Source organism: Ochrobactrum sp. SSR (genome assembly GCF_030067775.1).
Lineage (GTDB): Bacteria > Pseudomonadota > Alphaproteobacteria > Rhizobiales > Rhizobiaceae > Brucella > Brucella teleogrylli.
Window position 1 is genome coordinate 320101 of the sequence record NZ_CP125970.1, and the last position, 17103, is coordinate 337203.

Consider the following 17103-nt stretch of genomic DNA (forward strand, 5'->3'; position numbering starts at 1 on the left):
TCGACAGCTTGAACGAGGGCGTAGGATGACAATACTTACAAGACGTATTTTTCTGGCCGCTTCCACGGCTGTTATTGGGGTGGTGGCTGCAAGCGCAAGCTCCGCCGCTGATGTAAAAATCAATATCGGTTATCAAACGGTGGTTGAGCCGTCGAAGGTTGCGCAGGCCGATGGCGAATATGAAAAGGCGGCCAATGCCGACATCAATTGGCGCAAGTTCGATTCAGGCGCGGATGTGATTGCGGCTGTGGCTTCCGGCGATATCGACATCGGCTATGTCGGCTCCAGCCCGCTGGCTGCTGCCGCCAGCCGCGAACTGCCGATTGAGACGTTTTTCGTCGTGGGGCTGATCGGTGAATCCGAGGCGCTGGTCGCGCGGGATGCCGCCTCCGTCAAGGACCTCGCAGGCAAGAAGGTTGCCGTGCCGTTTGTCTCGACCACGCATTACAGCCTGCTGGCCGCGCTCAAGCATGAGGGCATGGACAGCAAGTCGGTGGAAATCCTCAATCTGCGTCCGCCGGAAATTGCCGCCGCTTTCGAACGCGGCGACATTGACGCCGCTTATGTCTGGGACCCGGCATTGGGCCAGATCAAGACCAAGGGCAAAGTCATTCTGGATTCGGCCAAGGTTGCCGAATGGGGTGCGCCAACCTTTGACGCATGGATCGTCCGCAAGGATTTCGCCAGCGAGCATCCGGCAGCGGTACGGGATTTCGTGAAGGTAACCGGCAAGGCCTATGATGCCTATAATTCCAAGCCGGAAGCCTGGGATGCCAAATCACCGCAGGCGGAAAAGATTGCCCGCCTGACCGGCGCCAAGCAGGAAGAAATTCCAGCGCTCCTGAAAGGCTATGTCTATCCGTCGCTGAAGGATCAGGCCTCTGCCGACTATCTGGGCGGCGCAACCGTGAAGGCGATTGCGGACACTTCCGCCTTCCTGAAGGAGCAGGGCAAGATCGACAACGCGCTGCCGGATTATGCGCCTTACGTCACCACGAAATTCGTGACGGACGCGCTCGCCAGCAACTGATCCTGAGCGTTTCAGATCGAACAAACCCCTGTCCGCCGACCATTCCGGCGGGCAGGGGCATTTGCGGTAACAGGTAGGGCATATGAGCCAGCTCAAACTCAGTCAGATCAGCGTGCACTATGGCGGCACTGCGACACCGGCGCTCAACAATGTATCGCTTGACCTCTCGGCGGGCGAATTCGTTGTACTCACCGGGCGTTCAGGTTGCGGAAAAACGTCGTTGCTCAATGTCGCTGCCGGATTGTTGCAGCCGCAAAGCGGCGCGGTGACGCGAAACGGTGTTCGTCTGCAAGGTGCAGGACAAGGGCGGGCGGTGGTGTTCCAACACGATGCGCTGTTTCCATGGTTCAACACGCGCGACAATGTCGCCTTTGCCTTGCGACTGAAAGCCATTCCCCAGAGCGAGCGACGCCGCATCGCCGATGAATTGCTGGCGCAGGTCCGGTTGGAAGGCGCGGGCGACAAGGCGATCTGGGAATTGTCGGGCGGCATGCGCCAGCGTGTCGGACTGGCGCGGGCGCTGGCCTCAAAGCCGGATTTTCTATTGATGGACGAGCCGCTGGGCGCACTCGACGCGCTGACGCGTGAACGCATGCAGACGCTGTTGCTCGACATATGGGGCAAAAGCGCGGCGGGCGTCCTGATGGTCACGCATGGCATTGAGGAAGCATTGCTGCTCGCAACCAGAATTGTCGTGATGCTGCCGCATCCGGGGCGGATCGAGCGGGTGTTCGATGTGAATTTCGGCAGGCGTTATCTGGCGGGCGAGCCAGTGCGGTCCATCAAGACGGACCCGGCGTTCCTGCAAGCGCGGGGCGAACTGGCGGATGCCATATTCGAAGGAGAAGCCGCATGAGTGTTTCGACAGAAACGCGCAGCTATGACGATATTGCGCAAAGCAAATCGGAGAGTTCCACTGATCTGCCCCGGCTGGGTTCACGGCCATGGCTGTCGTTATTTTCCGGCACGCGTGCGATCAGCGCGGCGACGATTGTTGCTCTCATCCTTGTCTGGTGGTTGGCGGCAAGCCTGAAACTGGTCTCGCCGGTCTTTTTGCCGTCGCCCGCACAGGTTCTGGCCAAGTTTTTCAGCGTGGCGCAAAACGGTTTCGTCGATGCGACGCTGGCGCAGCATCTGATCGCGAGTCTTGCCCGCGTTTTTGCGGCGCTGGTCGTTTCGATCGTCATTGCCGTGCCGGTCGGCCTTGCCATTGGCCTTAGTCCCGTCGGGCGGGGTATTCTCGACCCCATTCTGGAATTTCTGCGCCCGATCCCGCCGCTTGCTTATCTGCCGCTGGTGGTGATCTGGTTCGGCATCGGCGAAACGTCGAAAGTGCTGGTCATCTTTTTGGCGATGCTGGCGCCGATTGCGCTTTCCACGGCATCCGGCGTGCGCAGCGTTTCGCAGGAGCGTTTGAATGCTGCGCGCGCCTTCGATGCAAGTCGTCGGCAACTGGTGCGTTTCGTTGTGCTGCCGCATACGCTGCCCTCGATCTTTACCGGGGTGCGCATTGCGCTGGGCGCAGGCTGGACCACGCTGGTAGCCGCGGAACTGGTTGCAGCGACCAGAGGCCTTGGTTTCATGATCCAGTCGGCCGCGCAGTTCCTTGTGACCGATGTGGTGATCATGGGCATTATCGTCATTGCGCTGATCGCTTTTGCGTTTGAACTGTCGTTGCGCAAGCTTGAATCCGTGCTGGTGCCCTGGGCGGGGCGCGATTGAGGCAGCAGGCTTTACAATATGTCGTGCACTGTCTTGCGCGGCGATAGCGTTCGAGAAGTAAAGAATTTCCCCTGAACCCCGTGAGGTTAGACGTTCGTTTCTGTGGCTGCGCTTATTTGTCTCTAACATAAGAACAAGAAGAAGCCGGTGTTTCAGGAGCAGTATTGATGCGCATTACAAGACGTAAATTTGCAGGACTTCTCGCCGGTTCGGCTGCATTACCATTGATCGGCAGTGTGCCTGCTTTCGCGCAGGAAAACGTGCTGCGCATCGGTTACCAGAAATACGGCACGCTGGTTCTGCTCAAGGCGCGCGGCATTCTCGAAGAGAAGTTGCAGAAGATCGGCTTTGACGTGCGCTGGACCGAGTTTCCGGCAGGGCCACAGCTTCTCGAAGCGCTGAATGTCGGCGCGGTTGATTTTGGCACCACCGGCGAAACGCCGCCGATCTTCGCGCAGGCAGCCGGTGCGCCGCTTGTCTATATTGCGCATGAGCCTCCGGCGCCGACCGGCGAGGCCATTCTGGTGCCGAAGGACAGCCCCATCAAGACGGTTGCAGAGCTGAAGGGCAAGAACGTCGCGCTCAACAAAGGTTCGAATGTTCACTACCTTCTGGTCAAGGCGCTTGAAGATGCAGGCCTTGCCTATACCGACATCAAAACCACCTTCCTGCCACCTGCCGATGCGCGCGCCGCTTTTGAGCGTGGCGCAGTCGATGCCTGGGTGATCTGGGATCCTTTTCAGGCCGCAGCGGAAATCGCCATTGAAGCGCGCGAGTTGCGCAACGGCGAAGGGCTTGTGCCCAACCATCAGTTCTATCTTGGCGCAAAGCCCTTTGTGGATGCGAACCCGCAAGCCATCGATATCGTTATCGATGCGATTGCCGAGATCGATACATGGATCAAGGACAATACGGCGACGGTCGCGGCAGAACTTGCGCCTTCGGTCGGCATTCCGGAAAATGTTCTTGTCCGTGCCGTTGAGCGTCAGTCCTATGGCGTCAAGCCGCTCGATGCAGCGGTCATCGCCCAGCAGCAGGAAATTGCAGACACCTTCTTCAAACTCGGCCTCATTCCCAAGGAAATTTCCATTGCCGAGGTGACGCGCAAGGGAGCGGTTTGATGGCGGATTCAAGCATTTCGGGCATTTCCGGCTTTGCCGGTAAGAGCAGCACAGGCAATGTCCCGCGTTTCAAATCGCTCGGCAAACTGCTTGCACCATGGGCGCTGCCGATTGTTCTTTTGATCGTCTGGGAGATCGCCGCGCGTACCGGCCTGATCACGGCGCGATTGATGCCGGTTCCCAGCACGGTGGCGGCGGCATTCTGGAAGTCGCTGCTGGACGGAACGCTGATCTATCATACCTATATTTCCACACAGCGCGCCTTGATCGGTCTCGTCATCGGTGGTGGCTTGGGTTTTGTCGCCGGGATCGTCAACGGTCTCTGGAAACCAGCCGAAACGCTGCTCGACAGCACCTTGCAAATGCTGCGCAACATCCCGCATCTGGCGCTTATTCCGCTCGTCATCCTGTGGTTCGGGATTGATGAAACCGCCAAGATTTTTCTCGTTTCCATCGGCGTTTTCTTTCCGATCTATATCAACACGTTTTACGGCGTGCGCACCATCGATCCCCAATTGATCGAGATGGCGCATGTCTATGGGTTGGATCGGAAGGCGCTGATCCAGCGCATTATCTTGCCGGGTGCTCTGCCGTCGATCCTTGTCGGCCTGCGCTATGCTCTGGGCTTCATGTGGCTGACGCTGATCGTTGCCGAGACCATTTCGGCCACCAGCGGCATTGGCTATATGACCATGAATGCGCGTGAGTTTCTGATGACCGATGTGGTGTTGCTCGGCATCATCATCTATGCGCTTCTCGGCAAAGTGGCCGACACGGCAACCCGTCTCATCGAAAAGCGTGTGCTTGTCTGGCATCCGGCCTATCAGCCGGAGAAAGGCAAAAACTGATGGCTGCGGTTCAGGACACATATGATGTCGCAACGACCGCTCGCGGTGCGGAAGTGGATGGTGGATTGCCCATTTCGCTTTCCCGTGTCGACCGTACCTTCGGTAGCCTCAAGGTTCTGCGGCACTTCAACCTGGAGGTGCCGTCCGGGCAGTTTCTGGCCGTTGTCGGGCGCTCTGGCGGTGGCAAGTCCACGCTTCTGCGCCTGATTTCGGGGCTCGACCTGCCCGATGGCGGGCGCGTTACGGTGGGTGGAGAAGCGCTGACTGGCATCAGCCCATCGGTGCGTCTGCTGTTTCAGGAAGCACGGCTGGTGCCGTGGCAGCGCGTGACCGACAATGTCGGCATAGCGCGTGGCGAAAACTGGCGCGAGGCCGCACTCTCCGTCCTGTCGGATGTGGGGCTTGAAGGGCGCGGCAATGACTGGCCTTCCGTCCTGTCCGGCGGCCAGCGGCAGCGTGTGGCGTTGGCGAGGGCGCTGGTCAGCGATCCGAAAATCCTGCTTTTGGACGAGCCCTTTGGCGCGCTCGATGCGTTGACGCGTATCGAGATGCACCGTCTTCTGGAACGCATCTGGACGAAGCGTGGCTTTACGACGGTCCTGATCACCCACGATGTGGCCGAAGCTGTCGCACTCGCTGATCGGGTCATCGTTTTACGCGAGGGGTCGATTGCGCTCGATATCGACATTGATCTGGAGCGCCCGCGCCGCAAACTTGCCGATGCCCGCGCGATTGACCTGCAAAAGCGGATTCTGGACGCGGTGTAAGAGCCTGTTCCAAAAGTCGCCCTGTGCGGCTGCAAATGGCAATTTTCTACGTTCCGGTGCTCACGTACCTTAAGTACGCTCCGCTCCGGTACGCGAAAATCACCATTTTCACGCACACATGCTGCTTTTTGGTTCAGGCTCTAAGCGATCTCCCAAAAACACGATATGAAAAACGCTGCGATCTGAATTGATCGCGGCGCGAACCCGTGCCCGCCCTTGACAGCCATTGCGATATCGATAAATTCCAACTGGACTAGTGGAAAGACCAGTGGGTCAGTGGGAGCAGCGTTGATCGTCGCACATAATCTTCTGCTCGATAAGAACACGGGCCTGGGGCGAAACCTGGAGCGGCGTACCATCAAGGATGTGATCGCCGACAAGATCGCAGCGCTTATTGCGTCCGGTTTGCTGGCGGTGGGCGATGAGCTGCCGGGCGAACGCGAATTGTCCGCAGCGCTTTCGGTCAGTCGCCAGACGGTGCGCAGCGCCATCCAGACGCTTGCGGCGCGCGGTGTGCTGGAAGTTTCGCACGGATCGCGCACGCGCGTCGCCAAAGCCGATCTTACCGGCATGGCGGTCGGCATAACATCAAGGCTCAATGTCGATCTTTACGATGTCCATGCCGTGCATGCGGCGAGACTGCTGGTCGAGCAGCAGATCGTCGGCGATGCCGCCGAGCGCATTTCCGACGAAGCGCTGGATATATTGCGTCGCTCGCTCAAGGCGCAGATTGATTGCCTGAATGATCCGGTTCGTTTCCTGATCTGCGACCGCGAGTTTCACGTCACGATCTATCGTGAATGCGGAAACCCGCTGCTCGCCGACATCGTTACCGATCTTTACACCTATATGCTGGAGCATCGCCGCCGCGCCGTTGCGCAGCCGGGCGCAATTGATGGCAGTTTTTCCGACCATCAGGCGATCTTGCAAGCGCTTGAAAAGCGCGACCGCGAGGCGGCGATGGCGGCCTTCGCCGCGCATGAAGAACGCATTTATGTTTCAACCAAGAACTTGCTTGCCAAGGTGCGCGACAAGCGCGGCTGAGGGAGTTGGATGCGGTCAGCATCCGTGAATGGGAAAGGCGAAATCGCATGCATGTTTTGATTATCGGCGCAGCAGGAATGGTTGGCCGCAAGCTTTCCGAAGCAATCGCCCGTGATGGCGGCATTGACGGAAAGCCCGTCGAGCAGTTGACGCTGGTGGATGTGGTTGCGCCGACCCCGCCGGAGGGCTTTACTGGTACGGTCCATGCGAGCGCCGGGGATATTTCCGATCCAGCCGTCACACGCGCGCTGATTGCCAAGCGACCGGACCTTATCTTTCACCTGGCGGCCATCGTTTCCGGTGAAGCGGAACTCGATTTCGACAAAGGCTATGCGATCAATCTCGACGGTACGCGCTATCTGCTCGAGGCGATCCGCAAGGAAGGCGAAAAGGCGCCCTACAAACCGCGTGTTGTTTTCACCTCGTCCATTGCCGTGTTCGGCGCGCCATTCCCGGAAAAGATCGACGACGAGTTTTTCCTGACGCCGCGCACCAGCTATGGCGCGCAAAAGGCAATCGGCGAACTGCTGCTGGCAGACTATGCCCGCAAAGGCTTTCTGGATGGGATCGGCATTCGCCTGCCCACCGTCTGCATTCGTCCCGGCAAGCCAAACAAGGCGGCATCGGGCTTCTTCTCCAATATTCTGCGCGAACCGCTGGTCGGACAGGAAGCGATCCTGCCGGTCGATGAATCGGTACGCCATTGGCATGTGAGCCCGCGCCGGGCGGTTGGCTTCCTGCTTCATGCCGCGACTATCGATCTGGCTAAAGTCGGGCATCGTTGCATCCTCAATATGCCGGGTTTGTCTGCCACCGTTGGAGAACAAATTGAAGCATTGCGCCGTGTCGCTGGCGACAAGGCCGTGGCGCTTATCCGCCGGGAGTCCGACCCGCTGATTGAAGGCATCGTCGCCGGTTGGGCGCAGGACTTCGATGCGAGCCGCGCCATCGCGCTCGGTTTTGTCGGCGACAAATCCTTCGATGAAATCATCCGTATCCATATCGAGGATGAACTTGAGAAGGCCTGATCGGCAAGGCAACTGAAATAAAGGGAGGTTCGCATGGCGCCGGGCAAAACGGCAACCGTGATTGGTCTTGGCTCGATGGGGTGGGGCGCAGCCCTGTCCCTGCTGCGCGCGGGCTTTCAAGTCAAGGGCGTGGATATTCGTGACGAAGTGCTGAAGCGGTTCGCGGCGGAAGGCGGCGAGGCTTTTTCCGCACCTGCCGATGCGGGCAAAAGCGATGTCGTCTTTGTCTTCGTGGTCAATTCCGATCAGGCCAAGGAAGTGCTGTTCGGCCCGAAAGGCGCGGTGCAGACTGCGGCGCCCGGCACGGTATTTCTTCTATGCGTGACAATGGCGCCAAGCGTGACGGTCGAGATCGCTGCCAAGCTTGAAGCTGCGGGAATGGCGGTTATCGATGCACCGGTTTCTGGCGGTTTTCAAAAGGCGCTGACCGGCGAAATAACGGTCATGGGTTCCGGCGCGGATGCGGCTTTTGGCAAAGCTGCCCCGGCTCTGGACGCCGTTGCGGCCAAAGTGTTCCGGCTTGGGGAAGAGTTGGGCCTTGGCTCAAAAGTCAAGATGATCAATCAGTTGCTGGCAGGTGTTCACATCGCCGCTGCCGCTGAAGCGCTGACGCTGGCCGCCAAAGTGGGTCTCGACTTGCAAACTGTGTTCGATGTTATCCGCGTTTCTGCTGGTTCGTCCTGGATGTTCGAAAATCGCGGACCGCATATCGTCGATGGTGATTATACGCCGCGTTCTGCGGTCAATATTTTCGTCAAGGATATGGGGATTGTGGCTGGCGAAGCGTCTGATGCAGGCGGCTCCACGCCGCTTAGCGAAGCCGCGCTGGCCTTGTTCAAGCAAGCATCCGAGGCCGGTTTCGGCCTCGAAGACGATGCCGCCGTTGCCAAGATTTTGGCCGCGCGCAGCGGCATTGCCCTGCCGGGCATGGAGAAATAATCGATGGCTATCGTATTGGGCGCCATTGCTGATGACTTCACCGGAGCCACGGACCTTGCCGGACTATTGGCCCGCAGCGGCTATCCGGTTTCGCTGCGCTTCGGATTGCCCAGTGAAACTGACGCGGCGGAAACGACAGCGCCGTTCGAAATCATCGCGCTGAAATGCCGGACAGTTCCCGTTGATGAGGCCGTCGCTCAGGTGCGCGCGGCATATGCGTGGCTGAAAGCTGCCAGTGCGCAGCGGTTCTACTGGAAATATTGCTCGACTTTTGACAGCACTGCCGAGGGCAATATTGGGCCGGTCGCCGAAGCTTTGATGGCTGATATTGGCACGTCGCAGACGATCTATTGTCCGGCTTTTCCTGAAAACGGCCGCAGCATTTTCATGGGGCATCTTTTTGTCGGTGAACAGCCGCTGGACGAAAGCCCGATGAAGGATCATCCGCTGACGCCGATGCGGGATTCCAGCTTGGTGCGTTTGCTGCAACCGCAGGTCAAAGGCAAGGTCCGATTGGCCAATCGCCTCGTTGTGGCACGCGGTGCCGATGCCTTGAAAGCGCGTCTTGTGGAATTGGCCGGGCAGGGCGTGGCACATGTCATCGTTGATGCGGTCGCCGATGAGGACCTTGGAACCATTGCCGAGGCTACGCTTAATCTGCCCTTGCTCACCGGGGGTAGCGCGCTTGCCATGCCATTGCCGCGTCTGTTGGCTGAGGCAGGGCAGTTGCAGCAAGACAGGCAAGAGGCGCAGGAGCCTGCCGTTGGTGAAGGCCAAATCGTGCTTTCCGGCAGTTGTTCGGCGATGACACTCAAACAGGTTGCGCATTATGCGCAAAGAGCCGCGAGCTACCGGCTCGACCCGCTGGAACTGGCGGAACATGGCGCTGGCGAGGCTTTCGCGTGGCTCCGGCAGCGCTCATTGAATGAACCGAAGCTGATCTATGCCAGCGCAGAACCCGCATCGGTTCGTGCGGCGCAGGAAAAGCTTGGCGTGGAGCGGGCAGGCCAGATTGTCGAAGAGGCTCTTGCCGCTCTGGCGCGCGAGGCTTTCAGTCTTGACATTCGCCGTTTCGTGGTGGCGGGTGGTGAAACATCCGGCGCAGTGGCGCAGGCGCTTGGCGTCTCGCGCGTGATGGTCGGCAGGGAAATCGCCCCCGGCGTTCCGTGGACCTTTGCCACGATCAAGGGCGAGACAGCGGCGCTGGCGCTCAAATCAGGTAATTTCGGTTCCGAGAGCTTTTTTGAAACGGCGCTGCGCAAGCTGGGGGCAGTATGAGCGAAGAAGCGCGGCTACGCGAAAGCATATGCCTGATGGCGAAATCCATGTTCGACCGAGGGCTCACCGGCGGTTCGTCGGGCAATATTTCAGCCCGCTTGTCAGACGGGCGGTTGCTCGTCACCCCGACCGGCAGTTCTTTCGGCAATCTCGATCCGGCAAGGCTGGCCTTGTTTGACAGCGAAGGCAAATTTGTCGGCGGCGACAAGCCGACCAAGGAAATGCCGCTGCACGCTGCATTTTACGAAACGCGGGCAGCCAAAACGGGCGCTGTGGTGCATCTGCATTCCTGCCATTCCGTCGCGCTGTCCATGCTGCCGGATGTGGACCCGGACAATATGCTCCCGCCGCTGACCGCCTATTCGATTATGAAACTCGGTAAGGTAAAGCTGCTGCCCTATTTCATCCCCGGCGATCCCGCGATGGGCGATGCGATTCGTGGTCTGGCAGGCAAGCGAAGCGCCGTAATGCTGGCTAATCACGGTCCGGTCGTTGCCGCCAAGGATCTGGAAGCGGCGGTCTATGCCGTTGAAGAGCTTGAGGAAACCGCGAAGCTCGCCATGCTCACGCGCGGTTTGAAACCGAACATGCTGACGGAGGCGCAAATCCGCCAGATCGTCGATAAATTTGATGTGGAGTGGGATTGATATGGCGCGTTTTTCAGCCAATCTCGGCTTTCTCTGGCAAGAATTGCCGCTGCCTGACGCCATCCGCGCTGCAAAGGCCGCCGGTTTCGATGCTGTGGAATGCCATTGGCCCTATAAATTCGAACCTGGCGATGTCGCTGCCGCCTTGCGCGATACCGAATTGACGATGCTTGGCCTCAATACAATTCGCGGCAATGTCGAGGCTGGCGAGAACGGTCTGGCGGCGCTTGCCGGAAGGGAAGATGAGGCGCAGGCAGCGATTCGTCAGGCTGTGGATTATGCCGTCGCCATCGGTGCCCTGAATATCCATGTGATGGCCGGAAAAGCAGAAGGCGAAGCGGCGCATCGCATATTCATTGCAAATCTTACTTATGCCTGCGAACTGGCCGCCACCCACGGTATAACGATCTTGATCGAACCGCTCAATCATCGTGATGCGCCGGGATATTTTCTGAAGACATCAGAACAAGCTATTGCAATCATTCAAGAAGTGGCGGCAAGCAATCTGAAGCTGATGTTCGATTGCTACCATCTTCAAATCATGGAAGGCGATATCAGCAAACGGCTGGAAGCGTTGCAGCCGCATATCGGGCATGTCCAGATTGCGGCTGTGCCGGATAGAGCCGAGCCCGACCACGGCGAACTGGATTACCGGCATATTGTACAGTTGCTTGATGCTCTCGGCTATGAAAGGCCGCTCGGTGCCGAATATCGCCCGAAAACCACGACCGATGCCGGGCTGTCATGGCTGGTGGGGATGAAGGCTTCGCGATGAGGGCAACGGGTCGCACAATCTCTTTAGCTAATGTTTCGGGATTGCGGCAAAACGAGATTGACTCGCGGCCTTCGACCGGCCAACAATGGACAAGTGGTCCGTTCACCTTACCAGTTAAGGGTGAAACGGTTCCGGCAGGAAATTGACGGCATACGCAATAAGCGCGCCTGACTATCGGTTGCGCAGCATCGACCCACTATTGAAATTCGATAATGCATGCAGGCCGAAGCATATCCGCCCTCCGGGTTTCGAGGATCGTCAGGATCTTGCTTCAATAGAAAATTCAAATTGAAAACGCGCTCTGAGGCCGGGGCCGCAACACGGAGGAATGCTGCGATGAGTGAGGCAACGGGTGCGAAAAGTGGGGCCATTGCGCTTGTCACCGGCGGCGGTACAGGTGTGGGCCGCGCTATCGCCAAAGCCCTCGGAGCACAAGGTTATCACGTCGTGATTTCCGGTCGTCGCATCGATGTGCTGGAAAAGACAGCATCCGATCTTGCCTCGCAAACCGGTGGAAGCTTTCATCCAATCGCTGCCGATGTGGGCGACCCGGTCGCCGTGCGCAAACTGTTTGATGCGATTGTTGAAAAGTTCGGACGGCTCGACCTTCTGGTCAACAATGCGGGCGTTCTCGTTCCGGGCGTGCCGCTTGAAGAGGTTACGTTCGAAGACTGGAGCGCGATTGTCGGTGCCAATCTCACGGGCGCTTTTCTGTGCACGCAGCAGGCTTTCCGCGTGATGAAGGCGCAAAAGCCCGCGCGGCGGGCGGATCATCAATAATGGGTCCATTTCCGCCACCACGCCGCGCCCCAATTCAGCGCCTTATACGGCGACGAAACATGCCATTGCCGGGCTGACCAAATCAACCGCTCTCGACGGGCGTAATTTCGATATTGCCTGCGGCCAGATCGATATTGGCAATGCCGCCAGCGATATGACGCAGAAGATTTCCACCGGCGTCATTCAGGCCAATGGAACCATGGCGGCAGAGCCGACCATTGATCCTGCACATGTCGCAAACGCGGTTGTCTATATGGCAAGCCTGCCGCTCGACGCCAATGTGCTGACCATGACCGTCATGGCAACCAAGATGCCCTTTGTGGGTCGGGGTTAAATAAAAGCAGGAATGCGCACCGAAAGAGGAATTCGGCGCGGAGAGCATGCAAAGCAAGGAGAATATTCGCGAAAGATCTGAGCGTCGGAAGTGAGGAGCCGACATTCACATCTTCTGAAAATACAGAATGCAGTCTGGGAGGAGATGCATGGCCACTGTTCAGTTCGCCGAAGTGAAAAAGTCTTTCGGCAATTTCCCCGTCATCAAAGGCGTTAATATCGATATTGAAGACGGCGAGTTCGTCATTCTCGTCGGCCCCTCGGGTTGCGGAAAATCGACCCTGCTGCGCATGCTGGCCGGTCTGGAGAATATCTCCGGCGGCGAAATTCGCATCGGTGGCAGGCCGGTCAACAACCTGCCGCCCAAGGAACGCGATATCGCCATGGTGTTCCAGAATTATGCGCTCTATCCGCATATGACGGTCGCCAAGAACATGGCGTTCTCGCTGATGCTGAATTCAGCGCCGCAGGCGGAAATCGACAAGCGTGTGAATTATGCCGCTGGCATTCTGGGCCTAACCAATCTGCTCGACCGCTATCCGCGCCAGCTTTCCGGTGGTCAGCGCCAGCGCGTGGCTATGGGACGCGCCATTGTTCGCGATCCGCAGGTTTTCCTATTCGATGAGCCTTTGTCCAATCTCGACGCCAAGCTGCGCGTTGCGATGCGCGCCGAGATCAAGGAACTGCATCACCGCCTGAAAACGACGACCGTTTATGTGACGCACGACCAGATCGAAGCCATGACCATGGCCGACAAGATCGTCGTCATGCATGACGGCATTGTTGAGCAGGTGGGTTCGCCGCTGGAACTCTATGACAATCCCAACAATCTGTTTGTGGCGGGCTTTATCGGTTCTCCGGCTATGAACATGATCAAGGGCAAGCTTGATCCGCAAAACCCGCAGGTGTTCGTGGCTACCGATGGCACGAGGCTGCCCCTGTCGCGCAGCTATCCGCAGGCTGTGGGGCGAGACCTCGTTTACGGTCTGCGCCCGGAATATATCCGGCTTGACGGTGCGGGTCTGGCCGCGCCCGTGGTGGTGATCGAACCGACCGGCTATGAAACGCAGATGGTCGTGAATTTCGGCGGCACGGAAGTCACCTGTGTTTTCCGCGAACGCGTCGATGTGCGCCCCGGCGAGGCGATCAATATTTCTATCGACCCCGGCAATGTTCACCTCTTCGACGAAGAGAGCGGCATGCGCCTTATTGGATGAATTTATACAAGGCACGCTGAAGGAGGGGAGAGCCGGAGGCCGTGTCTTTTCTGGGAAAGTGCATTTCACCAGATAGCCGTTTTCGCCTGCAGGGACAGTGAACACGGCGTAACCAAGTCCCATTTTTGGAGGAGGAGCATAATGACTATCAGAAGAAGAACATTCCTGACAGGAACGGCAAGTCTTGTTGGCGCGGCGGGTTTGTCGGGCCTCGGCATCCGTCCGTCTTTTGCAGCCGAACCGGATTATAAGCCGGAAGCGGGCGCCAGCCTGCGCGTGTTGCGCTGGACGCCTTTTGTGAAGGGCGATGAGGAAAGCTGGCTCGCCAACACCAAGAAGTTTACCGAAGCCACCGGCGTGGAAGTGCGCATCGACAAGGAAAGCTGGGAAGATATTCGTCCAAAGGCTGCGGTTGCCGCCAATGTGGGCTCTGGCCCCGATATCGTGATGTGCTGGTTCGACGATGCCCACCAGTATCCTGACAAGTTGGTCGATCTGACGGAGCTTGGCACTTATCTCGACGGGAAATATGGCGGTTTCTATGACGGCCTCAAGGGTTATGCGACCCGCGAAGGCAAGTTCATCGCCATGCCGCTGACAGCAATCGGCAACGCGATTGTCTATCGCGACAGCCATATGAAAGCGGCTGGCTTCAGCGAATTCCCGCAGGACACCAAGGGCTTCCTTGAGCTTTGCAAGGCCATGAAAGCCAAGGGAACACCTGCTGGCTTCCCGCATGGCAAGGCTGTCGGTGACGGCAACAACTATGCGCATTGGCTGCTCTGGAGCCATGGTGCGCAGATGGTTGATGAAAGCGGCAAGGTGACGATCAACTCGCCGGAAACCATTGCCGCCATCAACTATGCCAAGGAGCTTTATGCGACCTTCATTCCGGGCACGGAAAGCTGGCTCGACATCAACAACAACCGTGCGTTCCTCGCCGGTCAGGTGTCGCTGACGGCCAATGGCGTTTCCATCTACTATGCGGCGAAGAATGATCCGAAACTTAGCGAATTCGCCGCTGACATGCGCAGCACGAACTTCCCCATTGGCCCGGTCGGCAAGAGCGTAGAACTGCACCAGACCAGCTCGCTTCTGCTGTTCAAGCATTCGAAATATCCGGAAGCAGCCAAGGCCTACATCAAATTCATGATGGAAGCCGATCAGATGAACGCCTGGCTTGAAGGTTCCAGCGCCTATTGCTGCCAGCCGCTCAAGGCTTTCGCGGATAATCCGGTGTGGAAGGCAAATCCGATCCATACGCCTTATGCCCGCGCTTCGGAAACGCTGCGTCCGAACGGCTATGCCGGTCCGCTCGGCTATGCTTCGGCAGCCGTCATGGCCGACTATGTTCTGGTCGACATGTTCGCCTCCGCCGTTACCGGTGCTTCCACGCCGGAAGAAGCTGTGGCGAGCGCCGAAAAACGCGCCAACCGCTATTATCGCGTCTAGTCGCTGGAGCGGAGGCGCGAAGCCTAACTTCGCGCCTCGTTTCTTTTTGGGTTCTGGAGATTTGTATCCATGACGATGACCAATTCACCCGGAGCCGGAGTATCCGGCGATCCCGGTGCGATAAAACGGCCTTTCATGTCTCGCCTTGCGAATAATCACAACATGCTGGGCTTTCTGTTCATGCTGCCCGCAGCGGTTTTTCTGGTCTGCTTCCTGACCTATCCGCTTGGTCTCGGCGTCTGGCTCGGCTTTACCGACACGAAGATTGGCCGCGATGGCATTTTCATCGGCTTGGAAAATTACGAGTTTCTGTGGGATGACAGTGTCTTCTGGCTGTCGGTGTTCAACACCGTACTCTACACAACCGTGGCGTCGGTGTTGAAATTCGGTCTCGGCCTCTGGCTCGCGCTGCTGTTGAACGAAAACCTGCCGTGCAAATCGTTCTTCCGCGCCATCGTGCTGTTGCCATGGGTGGTGCCGACCGTGCTTTCAGCACTGGCATTCTGGTGGATCTACGATTCCCAGTTCTCGATCATTTCGTGGTCGCTGATCAAAATGGGCCTCATCGATCAACCCATCAATTTCCTTGGCGATCCAACCAATGCGCGTCTTTCGGTGATTGCAGCCAATGTCTGGCGCGGCATTCCTTTCGTGGCGATTTCGCTTCTCGCTGGCTTGCAGACCATTCCCGCCTCATTGCAGGAAGCAGCATCGCTGGATGGTGCCTCAAGCTGGCAGCGGTTCCGGCATGTGACATTGCCGATGCTGACGCCGATCATCGCGGTGGTGATGACGTTCTCCGTGTTGTTCACCTTCACGGATTTCCAGTTGATCTACGTTCTGACCAAGGGCGGCCCGGTCAACGCAACCCACCTGATGGCGACCCTGTCTTTCCAGCGCGCCATTCCCGGCGGCCAATTGGGTGAGGGTGCTGCGATTGCGGTCGCGATGATCCCGTTCCTCCTTGCCGCCATCATGTTTTCTTTCTTCGGCTTGCAGCGTCGCAAATGGCAGCAGGGCGGAAGCGACTGACAATGGAGATGACCATGAATTCCAAGGCACCTTCCAATGAAGCCGCTTTGAAGGACGACAGCCAGGGCATGTCCTATCTCAATCGCCTGCCGCGGCGGGTGGTGACGATCTACATACCCATAGCGCTGTTCGTCTTCGTGCTGCTGTTTCCGTTTTACTGGATGGCGATCACCGCCGTAAAACCGAACTCGCAGCTGACGGATTATGACAATTTCAGCCCCTTCTGGGTGGTGGGGCCGACGCTTGACCATATCAAATATCTGCTGTTCGAGACCTCCTATCCGGGCTGGTTGTGGAACACGATGCTGGTGGCGACGGCTTCGACTTTCCTGTCGCTGATTGCTTCCGTGTTGGGCGCTTATGCGATTGAACGCATCCGCTTCACCGGCTCGCGCTCGGTTGGCCTGTTCATCTTTCTGGCCTATCTGGTGCCACCGTCGATCCTGTTCATTCCGCTGGCGTTCATCGTCTTCAAGCTCGGCATCTATGATTCACGTCTGGCGCTGATCTTCACCTATCCCACCTTCCTCATTCCTTTCTGTACATGGCTGCTGATGGGTTATTTTCGCTCAATACCCTTCGAGCTTGAGGAAAGTGCTCTGGTGGATGGCGCCAACCGGTGGCAGATTCTGCTCAAGATCATCCTGCCGCTGGCCGTGCCGGGGTTGATTTCGGCAGGCATCTTCGCCTTCACGCTTTCCTGGAACGAATTCATCTATGCGCTGACATTCATTCAGTCTTCCGAGAACAAGACTGTTCCCGTGGGCGTGCTGACCGAACTGGTGCGTGGCGATATTTTCGAATGGGGCGCGCTGATGGCGGGGGCGCTGTTCGGTTCGCTGCCGGTGGTGATCCTCTATTCGTTCTTCGTTGACTACTACGTGTCGTCGATGACCGGAGCGGTGAAGGAATAGGCGGATTTTCTGAATGCGCTGAACGCATTGTCAGATCCAGGAGTTTCTATGGGCCCGCTGCACAATTGGGTTTGTGCAGCGGGTCTTATTTTTTTCAGTGAGGGAATTTTAGCACTTGCCGATGCAATCAGGCAACGTTTCACAATCTATGATTGACCTATGCGTCAAATCTGCTG

General features: G+C 57.9%; 16 protein-coding genes and 1 pseudogene. All 17 read left to right on the top strand.

All coding sequences use genetic code 11. From position 1 onward, the window contains the following. Positions 1–25: 25 nt before the first annotated feature. The 17 genes and pseudogenes from tauA (at position 26) to QLQ11_RS13080 (ending at position 16927) form a co-directional block, all read left to right on the top strand. Positions 26–1030 (top strand): taurine ABC transporter substrate-binding protein, encoded by a 1005-nt coding sequence (gene tauA / locus QLQ11_RS13000; RefSeq protein ID WP_109367643.1) that lies wholly within the window; start codon positions 26–28, stop codon positions 1028–1030. A gap of 82 nt (positions 1031–1112) precedes the next feature. Then, entirely contained in the window at positions 1113–1886 is a 774-nt protein-coding gene (locus tag QLQ11_RS13005) for a taurine ABC transporter ATP-binding protein (RefSeq protein ID WP_109367642.1), read from the top strand. Continuing rightward, entirely contained in the window at positions 1883–2752 is an 870-nt protein-coding gene (gene tauC, locus QLQ11_RS13010; protein ID WP_121538756.1) for a taurine ABC transporter permease TauC, read from the top strand. The genes QLQ11_RS13005 and tauC overlap by 4 nt, the downstream gene beginning before the upstream one ends. 167 nt (positions 2753–2919) lie before the next feature. Beyond that, the gene (locus QLQ11_RS13015) at positions 2920–3873 is read left to right on the top strand and encodes a sulfonate ABC transporter substrate-binding protein (protein ID WP_109367640.1); all 954 of its coding nucleotides are present in this window, start codon (positions 2920–2922) and stop codon (positions 3871–3873) included. Next, a complete protein-coding gene (locus tag QLQ11_RS13020) occupies positions 3873–4721 on the top strand; it encodes an ABC transporter permease subunit (protein ID WP_109367639.1) in 849 nt (282 codons plus the stop codon). Before QLQ11_RS13015 ends, QLQ11_RS13020 begins: the two co-directional genes overlap by 1 nt. Further along, a complete protein-coding gene (locus tag QLQ11_RS13025) occupies positions 4721–5488 on the top strand; it encodes an ABC transporter ATP-binding protein (RefSeq protein WP_109367638.1) in 768 nt (255 codons plus the stop codon). The genes QLQ11_RS13020 and QLQ11_RS13025 overlap by 1 nt, the downstream gene beginning before the upstream one ends. A 288-nt stretch (positions 5489–5776) precedes the next feature. After that, positions 5777–6532, top strand: coding sequence for a FadR/GntR family transcriptional regulator (locus QLQ11_RS13030; protein ID WP_121538761.1), 756 nt, complete (start codon positions 5777–5779; stop codon positions 6530–6532). Between the two features lie 47 nt (positions 6533–6579). Then, complete coding sequence (denD, locus tag QLQ11_RS13035; protein ID WP_109367636.1) at positions 6580–7560, top strand: D-erythronate dehydrogenase; 981 nt, start codon at positions 6580–6582, stop codon at positions 7558–7560. Between the two features lie 33 nt (positions 7561–7593). Beyond that, complete coding sequence (gene ltnD, locus QLQ11_RS13040) at positions 7594–8499, top strand: L-threonate dehydrogenase (RefSeq protein ID WP_109367635.1); 906 nt, start codon at positions 7594–7596, stop codon at positions 8497–8499. A gap of 3 nt (positions 8500–8502) precedes the next feature. Further along, positions 8503–9777 carry a 3-oxo-tetronate kinase gene (gene otnK, locus QLQ11_RS13045; RefSeq protein ID WP_109367634.1) on the top strand — a complete coding sequence of 425 codons (1275 nt, stop codon included), beginning with the start codon at positions 8503–8505 and terminating at the stop codon, positions 9775–9777. Further along, positions 9774–10424, top strand: coding sequence for a 3-oxo-tetronate 4-phosphate decarboxylase (otnC, locus tag QLQ11_RS13050; RefSeq protein ID WP_109367633.1), 651 nt, complete (start codon positions 9774–9776; stop codon positions 10422–10424). The genes otnK and otnC overlap by 4 nt, the downstream gene beginning before the upstream one ends. A 1-nt stretch (position 10425) precedes the next feature. Further along, complete coding sequence (locus QLQ11_RS13055) at positions 10426–11199, top strand: hydroxypyruvate isomerase family protein (RefSeq protein WP_109367632.1); 774 nt, start codon at positions 10426–10428, stop codon at positions 11197–11199. 336 nt (positions 11200–11535) lie between these two features. Beyond that, positions 11536–12313: pseudogene (locus QLQ11_RS13060) on the top strand (SDR family oxidoreductase). Between the two features lie 148 nt (positions 12314–12461). After that, complete coding sequence (locus tag QLQ11_RS13065; protein WP_121538773.1) at positions 12462–13529, top strand: ABC transporter ATP-binding protein; 1068 nt, start codon at positions 12462–12464, stop codon at positions 13527–13529. Between the two features lie 141 nt (positions 13530–13670). Next, positions 13671–14981, top strand: a complete 1311-nt coding sequence (locus QLQ11_RS13070; protein ID WP_109367629.1) for an ABC transporter substrate-binding protein — start codon at positions 13671–13673, stop codon at positions 14979–14981. A 69-nt stretch (positions 14982–15050) separates the two neighbouring features. Beyond that, a complete protein-coding gene (locus tag QLQ11_RS13075; RefSeq protein ID WP_371830832.1) occupies positions 15051–16013 on the top strand; it encodes a carbohydrate ABC transporter permease in 963 nt (320 codons plus the stop codon). A gap of 8 nt (positions 16014–16021) precedes the next feature. Then, on the top strand, positions 16022–16927 hold the full coding sequence (locus QLQ11_RS13080) for a carbohydrate ABC transporter permease (protein WP_171319087.1): 906 nt from the start codon (positions 16022–16024) through the stop codon (positions 16925–16927). The last annotated feature ends 176 nt before the right edge of the window (positions 16928–17103 follow it).

Bases quoted from the DNA above. Each gene is read 5' to 3' on its own strand.
- QLQ11_RS13065 (WP_121538773.1), top strand. From the start codon at position 12,462: ATGGCCACTGTTCAGTTCGCCGAAGTGAAAAAGTCTTTCGGCAATTTC.
- QLQ11_RS13005 (WP_109367642.1), top strand. From the start codon at position 1,113: ATGAGCCAGCTCAAACTCAGTCAGATCAGCGTGCACTATGGCGGCACT.
- otnK (WP_109367634.1), top strand. From the start codon at position 8,503: ATGGCTATCGTATTGGGCGCCATTGCTGATGACTTCACCGGAGCCACG.
- QLQ11_RS13015 (WP_109367640.1), top strand. From the start codon at position 2,920: ATGCGCATTACAAGACGTAAATTTGCAGGACTTCTCGCCGGTTCGGCT.
- QLQ11_RS13075 (WP_371830832.1), top strand. From the start codon at position 15,051: ATGACGATGACCAATTCACCCGGAGCCGGAGTATCCGGCGATCCCGGT.
- denD (WP_109367636.1), top strand. From the start codon at position 6,580: ATGCATGTTTTGATTATCGGCGCAGCAGGAATGGTTGGCCGCAAGCTT.
- QLQ11_RS13025 (WP_109367638.1), top strand. From the start codon at position 4,721: ATGGCTGCGGTTCAGGACACATATGATGTCGCAACGACCGCTCGCGGT.
- tauC (WP_121538756.1), top strand. From the start codon at position 1,883: ATGAGTGTTTCGACAGAAACGCGCAGCTATGACGATATTGCGCAAAGC.
- otnC (WP_109367633.1), top strand. From the start codon at position 9,774: ATGAGCGAAGAAGCGCGGCTACGCGAAAGCATATGCCTGATGGCGAAA.
- tauA (WP_109367643.1), top strand. From the start codon at position 26: ATGACAATACTTACAAGACGTATTTTTCTGGCCGCTTCCACGGCTGTT.
- QLQ11_RS13070 (WP_109367629.1), top strand. From the start codon at position 13,671: ATGACTATCAGAAGAAGAACATTCCTGACAGGAACGGCAAGTCTTGTT.
- QLQ11_RS13080 (WP_171319087.1), top strand. From the start codon at position 16,022: ATGACCATGAATTCCAAGGCACCTTCCAATGAAGCCGCTTTGAAGGAC.
- QLQ11_RS13055 (WP_109367632.1), top strand. From the start codon at position 10,426: ATGGCGCGTTTTTCAGCCAATCTCGGCTTTCTCTGGCAAGAATTGCCG.
- ltnD (WP_109367635.1), top strand. From the start codon at position 7,594: ATGGCGCCGGGCAAAACGGCAACCGTGATTGGTCTTGGCTCGATGGGG.
- QLQ11_RS13020 (WP_109367639.1), top strand. From the start codon at position 3,873: ATGGCGGATTCAAGCATTTCGGGCATTTCCGGCTTTGCCGGTAAGAGC.